Below are 7,863 nucleotides of genomic sequence, written 5' to 3'. Positions count from 1 at the left end.
ACACTGTCCGGAATGAAATCGGAATAGGTGTCCGGCTTCACCTTGGAATAAGCGTCCGGCTTCATCGGAATCCGCAGACAGGGCCGCATCGAGAGAAATGTAAGGCCCATGGCTCGTGCCGGCCATGGTCTCCAAAGCATGGCCGGCCGGGTAGATCGCGAGCTGCTGATCGCATGTCGCTGCAATGCGCCCCATCGAGCGGCCGAGCAGATCAGTCAGATTCCATGCCTTGCCATCGTCTGTCGGGGTCACAATTACGCCCAAGCTTACCCCCAGTACGGTTCTTACAAAAGCATAGCAGCTATCGGGTGAACCACGAAGGCCGTGAACCGCTGTGTTGATGGCAGGACGGATCAGCTTCCAGCACTCTCCGGGGCATGAGGGTGGCGTCGATCCCTATGTGGCACGCTTTCAGAACCATCCATCAACGACACTGAATTTGCCCGCTCCGGCTCCGTGAAGGCTTATCGGCATGCAGCTTACTTAAGCAGACTATGCCTTCAGTAGGCCAATGACCTGAACCCATCCTATCGGATCGACGGCGTTGCAATATCACACACCCATCAGCGACCACTACCGGTCATCACGGTCTTTCTGGGCCGGCACCATTCTGCTGCGGGCTTTGCTTGTCTTGTGACTGGCGAGATCCTTGATGAATGCCGCCGCCCACCGTTTCACATCGGAGTTCCACAGAATTTTTGACATGGCCTGCCAGCGTGTCATCCGCTCCTCCCGGCTCATGTGCAGTGCCTGCTGAATAGCCTCTGCGACTTCGACCTTGTCGTTCGGGTTGACGATGAGTGCTTCCGTGAGCTCCTCAGCAGCCCCGGCAAATTTCGACAGAATGAGAACACCGGGATCCTGCGGGTCCTGCGCGGCCACGTATTCTTTGGCCACCAGGTTCATCCCGTCCCGCATAGGGGTCACGAGGCCAACCCGAGACAGCCGATAAAGGCGTGCAAGGACTGCGCGAGAATAGGTGCTGGTTACATAGTGGATCGGCACCCAGCCTGGCTCACCCAACGAGCCGTTGATCCGCCCTAGCGTCTCGTTCACATCTCGGCTCAGAGTTGCATACTCGGGCACTTCGCTGCGGCTTGTTGGGGCGATCTGCAGATAGGTCACCCGTCCCCGCTGATCCGGATGGCTGACGAGGAAGCGTTCGAACGCCTCCATGCGCTCAGGAATGCCCTTTGAGTAATCCAGCCGATCAACCCCGATGATCAGCTTGCGGGTTCCCAGTCCAGCAATCGTCTGCTTCAGAAGCCGGCTCGAGCCAGAGCGTTGGGCGGCTTGCTGAAACCCATGGACGTCAATGCCGATCGGGGCGCCCTTAATGCGAACATGGCGGCTTCCGACGTCGAGAAGATCGGCCCTGCGGTGGATGGCACCAAGCTCCTGGACGAGGCTGCGTCTGAGGTTGTCGGCATCCCGCTCTGTCTGCACACCCACAAGATCATAGTCCGGGATGACGCGCAGGAGCTCTGTGCTGCCTGGAAGAGCTCCAAACACTTCAGGAGCTGGCCAGGGAATGTGATGAAAGTACCCGATCGAGTTGGTGATCCCAACGGCCCGCAGTTCGCTCGCAAGAGGGATGAGGTGATAGTCATGAACCCAGACAAGATCGTCAGGCTGAATAAGATCGGCCAGTGCACTGGCGAAACTCCGATTGACCCGCGAGTACCCTGCGTAATCAGCCCGCGAGAACTCGGACAAACCAATCCGATAGTGCATGATGGGCCAGAGCGCCCGGTTGGCGAAGCCATTATAGTATTCCTGCCGATCGAGCGACGTCAGGTCCATGACGGCATACTGCACATGCCCTCTATCGATGATCTTCGGATGGACCGCCGGGTGGGCTGACACCTTGCCGCTCCATCCGAACCACAGCCCCTGGTAAGCTTGAAAGGCCTCGTGCAGAGCCACGGCCAAGCCTCCTGCAGCGGCTTTTCCGGTAGCGTCAGGAATAGCCACGCGATTGGAGATGACAACGAGCCGTCGCAAATGCACTTTTCCTTCGGTAGCAGCGTAGAGGGTAACCCAAGGACGAACAGGGCGGCAAATAACGCGAACCCGGTTGTGGGCCACTCGTGCTTTGAAAGGGCCACTGTTGTAAAGGGGACCTAGGTGGCTGGCTGCAAAATGGGTTCCAACTCAATAGCAACCGCAGCGGTCACTCTTAAGTGACTTGGCAGGGGCGCAATGACCCACTGTTGATTGGTAAGTGTGTGCTAGGCTCCAACATTCGAACCTTCTGCGGAGCCGACCGATGCGCATTCTGATGGCCCTATTCATATTGGCTCCTGCTCTTGCCACTCAGGTTGCTCAGGCACAGGAGCAGTCAGGTAAGGAAGGGTCAAAGATAACGGCAACAAGGGCCTATACGGCGGAAGAAAGCGCGGCCATGGCTGCCGCTGTCCGTAAAAAGGCCGAAGCCGCAGAGCATGCGAGGGAGGTAAAGCTGAGAAGAGCGACAAGGGGCATCTGCATTGGCTGCTGAGCCGGCCCAACTGGTTCATGGCGGCGATCTGGCGGCGGCCGGTCCCGAGACCCGTATGACGAACGAACGCCAGAACTCGCTCCACGCGGTGCGAACCGTGCTTGGCTTTGCGGCCGGACTTGCGTTCTTGTAGCCGCCCTCTGAGTGAAAAAGGCGTCGAGACGCGAACATCAATCTCACAGCAAGACGTTCGATGAACTGCCTTCTGCAAAACTGATGCATAAAATAAAAATGCCTTGGTTCTTGTCCCATAACTTAGACAGCACCAGACATGCCGAGAAAGCGGCCCACGGCATGTCGACTTCGCTCCCATTGCGACCCAGCTACGATGCCCGCTTTCCGCCAGGTGGTTTAGGCGGAACGCTGCCCTTGCCTTGGCTCACGAAGGGGGAGACCGGGATCGCGTTCTTGGACTTCTCCTGCTTCGGCTTCTTTGCTTCGCGGTTTCCGCGCTTTTCGCCTCTGGCCATGGGTTGTCTCCGTTGTCAGTCAGGTTCTGAGAAAACGTTTCAGTCGTGCGGCGGCTTGTCGAGCAGATGCTCGAAGTCCGCCAACACCCGCTCGATCAGCTTGCGGCGACGCAAGTCGGCTGCGTCCAAGCTCCGCGCAAGCAGACCCAGCAGATAGCGCGCCTTCTCGACAGCCTCCGGCCAATCGGCGGCGGGTGCGGCCGCGAGCAGGTCTTCGAGTTCTGCTTGTCTTGCGTGGAGTGCTGCCTGGTCGGCTTCGACCTCGGAGCGCAGGCGGCGCAGGTCGGTGGCTCTCTGCGCCGCCATGCCGCGATGCGCGTCGAGATTGGTTGGTTGATCAACCATGGTGAGCATCCTCCTGCTATTTTAGAGGCGAAACTGCTGTCCGCGATAGAATCTCATCCGCCCATTTGTTTCCACATTGGTTGCTGTCAGGTTCGCTCCGTTAGCAGCCTCGCTAGGGTCTTGGCTTGCTGAGCACTCCCGCCCATCGGCTCGGGCGTCACGAGGTGCCACGCGTGCGCCCGAAGAGCCCAACCCACATCCGAGAGGCTACCGAGAGGCTCGTGTGACCATGCTGGCTCGCCGGATGGCGTGAGGATCATAAACTGTCGCGATGCCTTCCGGCCGACGCGAGCAACGTAGACGGTCTCATCACCCTGTCGAAGCAGGGCGATGGGATCGTAGATCTGCGATCCGTGAAAGAAGGTGTCTGCGCTGGTCAAATGGTTCACGCCTGTGCCGTGATCTCGCTCTCGCGCACGGCGCGCTCGCCGAAGCCGGACGATTTGATGCGATAGGAGACCTCGCCGGTCTGATCGGCCGGCATGAGGCGGGTCACCTCGTAGATGCCGCTTGTCGTTGCGCGCTTATCCGAGAAGTTCGGATGGGTGATGCGGACCAACTGACGAACTTTATACTTGTGAGACATTCATTGCTCCTAGAGCCCGACTGCTGTCGGGCAGGGCAGGCAACCGCTGCCGGGTGATTGCGGGCGCAAACAAAAAAGCCGCCCCACGGGGAGCGGCTTCAAGACAGAGCGGCACAGGCCTATGTCCTGAGCCGATCATCAGCGATTACGCCGTTTCGATGTTGTTGACGGCAATCTTGCCGGAGCGGCTGTCCTCAGCCGTGTCGAAGGAGACCTTCTGGCCTTCGGTGAGGCCACGCATGCCAGCACGCTCGAGGGCGGTGGCGTGAACGAACACGTCCTTGCTGCCATCGTTGGGCTGGATGAAACCGAAGCCCTTCATGTCGTTGTAGAATTTTACTGTGCCCATGATCATGGGGGTAGCCTTTCGCAATTGCTGTAGATGCACGTGAGAGAAGGTGCGCAAAAGCGCGACCTCAACTCGGTTCGTCGATGTAATGGTAAGAAAGTCCGAACGTGCGCCTGGCAATGCCAAAAGCGAAACGACCCGATTGTCCGGCCAAAATCCGATAAAAACTATATAGGTCTTTTCCAAGTTGATAACAAGTGCTGTATGTCTTCCCATGAGATTTAGACAAATCTTGGCTATTTTCGACGAAACACAAATACAGAACTGTGCGTAGCAGAGCAGGGGCGGCTTCAGTATCGATCAGGGCCACCCCGCGCGCATTTACCCGTGCCGTACGCTTGAGCATCCGAAATGCCACGACAATTTGCGGTGAGGCTTGAGGATGGGCGGGCAGCAGCAGTGTGGGCTTGTCCTGCCAACCGGCGGCGCATATTCGCACGAGGTGCGTCTCGTCGCCGGCAGCTGCTAACCCAACCCCGACTACCGACGTGACAGCGGAGTTCGCCAATCCGGACAATCGGCTGAGGCCAGGCCTCGCCGCCACCTTTCAATCGTCGGTTCTGGCGGAGTGAGTTGGTTGAGGGCGCTGCCTGAGCATCCGTTCAGTTCAATCCTGCTCAGGTCCTCTTGATGACGCGCAACATGACGTCCGCGAGGTCGGCTCCGGGCACATCTCGGAAGAAATGCTTTGGTCTACTCATGAGGCGGTGAGTGTACCTTCATTTCGTTTGCTGTTCGTTACTCTTTGACCCAGATGTATGGACCGGCCGTGTGTCGCAAGAGGCTTTTCGAGATAGCGAGGTTGGTCTTGCGCTAATGTATCCGGCCCATGTGGAGCGATTGCTCCTAGCCATCATGGATATCCGCGCGCATCCGCTCTCATCAACGGACCGGCCCTTCATGGCCAAACGGGTCACCAGAGCCCAGATGCGACGGCGCGACCGTTCTCCATCTCGTCTTCCTCTCGCAGACCTCGGCGAGTTCCAGGCGGCTGATGCAGGGCAGGGGCGATGCTGCCCTCAACCCATGATAGCCGCTGTCCGTGGTTCATAGGTGCGGTTCTGGCTCAGCACGCTCCAGGCAATCCGCGCCAGCTTGTTGGCCAAAGCCGCCGCCAGCACGTTGTGGTGCAGGCGTGTGGACGCGGCGTTGAGCCATGCCCCGAAACTGTGTTGGCGCCGCTTCGCCGGCCAGAGCAGCAGCACGCGAGCAACCTGAACCAGGAGCGAGCGCAGATAGCTGTTGCCGCGCTTGGTCAGCCGGCCCAGCACGGTTCTGCCTCCAGTGGAATTCTGGCGCGGCACCAAGCCGAGCCAGGCTCCGAGGTCACGTCCCCGGCTGAAGGCAGCCCCATTGCCGATGCTGGCCACCATGGCGCTGGCGATGATCGGCCCCACACCTGGTACGCTCATCAGGCGCTGGCAGGCCTCATCCGCGGCCACGAGAGCTTGGATCTCCTCGGTGACCGCCTCAATGCGGTCGTCGAGATGATGCCAGTCCTGCAAAAGACCTTCGATCAGGCGCGTCATGCGCGGCGTGAGCACGTCTGTGCGCTGGGCAAGAATATCCGGCAGGGCCTGACGCAGCGAACGTAGCCTTTGGCGCACCGCAATCCCGCGCTCGAGCAGGAAGGCGCGGATCTGATTGATCACGGCCGTGCGCTGCCCCACCAGGCGTGAGCGGACCCGGTGCCGGGCTTGCAGATCAAGCTGTTCGACCGACTTGGTCGGCACGAAGCGCATGGTGGGGCGCCGGACGGCTTCGGCAATCGCCTCGGCATCACGGAAGTCGTTCTTGTGGCTTTTGCGGAAGGGAACCACGAACTGGACGGGGATCAGCTTCACGTCGTGGCCCAGCGCCAGCAACTGTCGGCTGAGATGATGGGCACCGACACAGGCTTCCATCCCGATCAGACACGCCGGCATGTTGGCGAGACGTGCCTCAACCTGTCCGCGGGAGAGCTTCTGGCGCAGGACAATGGCGCCGCGGGCATCCAGACCTATCAGGTGGAAGCTGTTCTTGCCGATGTCGATCCCGAGGATGGCAACAGGCTGAAGCGGAGCATTAGGCATGGCTCAGATCCTCGTGTTGGGCGCCCCTCCTGAAGGGTGCGCCGGTAAGCACGGCCGGTCCATCCCATTATCGGACTTTCTCGCGCCCTCCCGCCAATGAATGCGGGCTGCCGTCGCACCGCAGTAATGCCGCATGTATGGCCGTCGAGGCCATTCAAGTTTACCGCCTGAACGATCTGGAGAATGCACTGAGCCCATTCGACACCGCCACTGACTGCCCGCCAATGGTGTTGTCGGTGTAGGCCAGACCGCCCGTAGCTCAGATCAAGATAGGGTTGATGGCGAAACCGGCGCGGGCACGAACGGTGCCGAACCAGTCGGACAGATCGCTTCTGAACACGCCGAGCACGAAGGTGCCGCCGCCGAACGGAATAAGCGCAACGTTTTCGTCCTGATCGGTGTCAGCCCATTGAATGTCGGTCTCGAGACCGATCACGAAGGAGCCGAACTAGTAGTTGTAGCCGATCTGGGAGATGCACGAGAACTCACCGATATTCCGTCGGCGTGGAGAATGGCCATCTGCGGCAACGTCCCAAGGCGTGTCACGATCAGGGGCAGGTTGGACCCGAGTGGGCGAGTTCAGGGAAGTGCCGAACGCAACAGGACCAGAGCCGAAGTGACCGTCAGCTTGTTGGGACGCCCGGGTTCAGGGCATTGGACCACAGCGGGACGATTGCACTGCTCTGGACAATGGCGGGCCGATAAGCAGTGAGCGGCGCCAATCTCATGAATGTGACAGCCGGGGCGTCTCAGAAGTCGCGCTGGACGCGCAGCCGGCCTTCCCACATGTCTTCCCAACCCGTCGACCGGAAGGTGCCGGTCGGATCGCCGGAGGCCGTGGTGATCGGAACCGCAACCCGCTCGCGCGGATCGACTTGGATGTAGAGCGCCTCGACGCCGATGAGGAAATCCTTCACCGGGGTCCAGATCACGTTGGCGCCGACACGAATTTCGTCGAAGTCGACGCCCGTGGTCGTACCCGCCGTTCCGGCCGCGATCGTCGCCGCGGGTAGCGGTACCGCGTATTGGGTGATGAGTGCTGACGATGCCCCTCACCCCGAGCCGTGGGCTCTTGTCCGGCGGGGGCGCGGTTGTTGGGCTCTTGTCCGGTTTAGTTGGCAGCGCCGGTCCGCTCGGGGCTGCTATCTTCCTGACCTTGAACCTGCCGCCTGTTGCCTACATCGCCAGCGAAGCGGTTACGGCCATCGGTATGCACACCGTAAAATCGGTCATCTACGGCAGCACGATCAATCTCGGGGCGACCTTCTGGCCGCTGGCGCTCGCGATGGGCGGTACGATGGTGCTGGGTACCTGGGCCAGCAAGCGAGTCATCGAGCGGATTCCGGCTAAGCGGTTCCCGCAGTTTGTCAGCGTGCTCCTGATCGCGATCGCGGTGCAGATGATCATCACAGGTTGACTGCCGGGCTTCGCGTAACACGCAGTATGGAACAGGTTAGTACCCACCCAATTGTACAGTCTACCTTCACTGGTTAAACCGGGTGATCCTTCCGAAAGTCTGCACAACAGAGAGCATGGATGAG

At 59.9% G+C, this 7,863-nt stretch carries 11 protein-coding genes; 2 read left to right on the top strand and 9 right to left on the bottom strand.

Features of this window, described 5'->3' with window-relative positions; translation table 11 throughout:
* Window positions 1-573: 573 nt before the first annotated feature.
* Window positions 574-2,004 (bottom strand): alpha,alpha-trehalose-phosphate synthase (UDP-forming), encoded by a 1,431-nt coding sequence (gene otsA, locus JKL46_RS33560; protein ID WP_201842728.1) that lies wholly within the window; start codon window positions 2,002-2,004, stop codon window positions 574-576.
* 485 nt (window positions 2,005-2,489) lie between these two features.
* Between otsA and JKL46_RS33555 the strand changes: the two genes are divergently transcribed.
* A complete protein-coding gene (locus JKL46_RS33555; RefSeq protein WP_201842726.1) occupies window positions 2,490-2,633 on the top strand; it encodes a hypothetical protein in 144 nt (47 codons plus the stop codon).
* 190 nt (window positions 2,634-2,823) lie between these two features.
* Here the strand turns inward: JKL46_RS33555 and JKL46_RS33550 are convergent, their stop codons facing one another.
* The 8 genes from JKL46_RS33550 to JKL46_RS33515 all read right to left on the bottom strand — a co-directional run bounded on the left by JKL46_RS33550 (window position 2,824) and on the right by JKL46_RS33515 (window position 7,254).
* Window positions 2,824-2,970, bottom strand: a complete 147-nt coding sequence (locus JKL46_RS33550; protein WP_201842724.1) for a hypothetical protein — start codon at window positions 2,968-2,970, stop codon at window positions 2,824-2,826.
* A 39-nt stretch (window positions 2,971-3,009) separates the two neighbouring features.
* On the bottom strand, window positions 3,010-3,315 hold the full coding sequence (locus JKL46_RS33545; RefSeq protein WP_201842722.1) for a hypothetical protein: 306 nt from the start codon (window positions 3,313-3,315) through the stop codon (window positions 3,010-3,012).
* A 385-nt stretch (window positions 3,316-3,700) separates the two neighbouring features.
* A complete protein-coding gene (locus JKL46_RS33540) occupies window positions 3,701-3,901 on the bottom strand; it encodes a hypothetical protein (protein WP_134499942.1) in 201 nt (66 codons plus the stop codon).
* A 145-nt stretch (window positions 3,902-4,046) separates the two neighbouring features.
* Window positions 4,047-4,256: a cold-shock protein gene (locus tag JKL46_RS33535; RefSeq protein ID WP_201842720.1), complete on the bottom strand. Its 210-nt coding sequence runs from the start codon at window positions 4,254-4,256 to the stop codon at window positions 4,047-4,049.
* Between the two features lie 61 nt (window positions 4,257-4,317).
* A complete protein-coding gene (locus tag JKL46_RS33530) occupies window positions 4,318-4,689 on the bottom strand; it encodes a hypothetical protein (RefSeq protein WP_210381547.1) in 372 nt (123 codons plus the stop codon).
* A 580-nt stretch (window positions 4,690-5,269) separates the two neighbouring features.
* Complete coding sequence (locus tag JKL46_RS33525) at window positions 5,270-6,322, bottom strand: IS110 family RNA-guided transposase (protein WP_201842716.1); 1,053 nt, start codon at window positions 6,320-6,322, stop codon at window positions 5,270-5,272.
* 259 nt (window positions 6,323-6,581) lie between these two features.
* A complete protein-coding gene (locus tag JKL46_RS33520) occupies window positions 6,582-6,758 on the bottom strand; it encodes a hypothetical protein (protein WP_201842714.1) in 177 nt (58 codons plus the stop codon).
* A gap of 313 nt (window positions 6,759-7,071) precedes the next feature.
* Window positions 7,072-7,254, bottom strand: a complete 183-nt coding sequence (locus JKL46_RS33515; protein WP_201842711.1) for a hypothetical protein — start codon at window positions 7,252-7,254, stop codon at window positions 7,072-7,074.
* Window positions 7,255-7,367: 113 nt separating this feature from the next.
* Here JKL46_RS33515 and JKL46_RS33510 point away from each other — a divergent pair, with 113 nt between their 5' ends.
* Window positions 7,368-7,739: a TSUP family transporter gene (locus JKL46_RS33510; protein WP_201842709.1), complete on the top strand. Its 372-nt coding sequence runs from the start codon at window positions 7,368-7,370 to the stop codon at window positions 7,737-7,739.
* The last annotated feature ends 124 nt before the right edge of the window (window positions 7,740-7,863 follow it).

The organism is Microvirga zambiensis WSM3693 (assembly GCF_016735695.1).
In the GTDB taxonomy this organism is placed as follows: domain Bacteria; phylum Pseudomonadota; class Alphaproteobacteria; order Rhizobiales; family Beijerinckiaceae; genus Microvirga; species Microvirga zambiensis.
This window is presented reverse-complemented; position numbering and strand designations above follow the sequence as displayed.

Excerpts from the sequence above, each read along its gene's own strand:
- JKL46_RS33550 (WP_201842724.1), bottom strand. The coding sequence starts at position 2,970 with ATGGCCAGAGGCGAAAAGCGCGGAAACCGCGAAGCAAAGAAGCCGAAG.
- JKL46_RS33545 (WP_201842722.1), bottom strand. The coding sequence starts at position 3,315 with ATGGTTGATCAACCAACCAATCTCGACGCGCATCGCGGCATGGCGGCG.
- JKL46_RS33540 (WP_134499942.1), bottom strand. The coding sequence starts at position 3,901 with ATGTCTCACAAGTATAAAGTTCGTCAGTTGGTCCGCATCACCCATCCG.
- JKL46_RS33535 (WP_201842720.1), bottom strand. The coding sequence starts at position 4,256 with ATGATCATGGGCACAGTAAAATTCTACAACGACATGAAGGGCTTCGGT.
- JKL46_RS33525 (WP_201842716.1), bottom strand. The coding sequence starts at position 6,322 with ATGCCTAATGCTCCGCTTCAGCCTGTTGCCATCCTCGGGATCGACATC.
- JKL46_RS33510 (WP_201842709.1), top strand. The coding sequence starts at position 7,368 with ATGCCCCTCACCCCGAGCCGTGGGCTCTTGTCCGGCGGGGGCGCGGTT.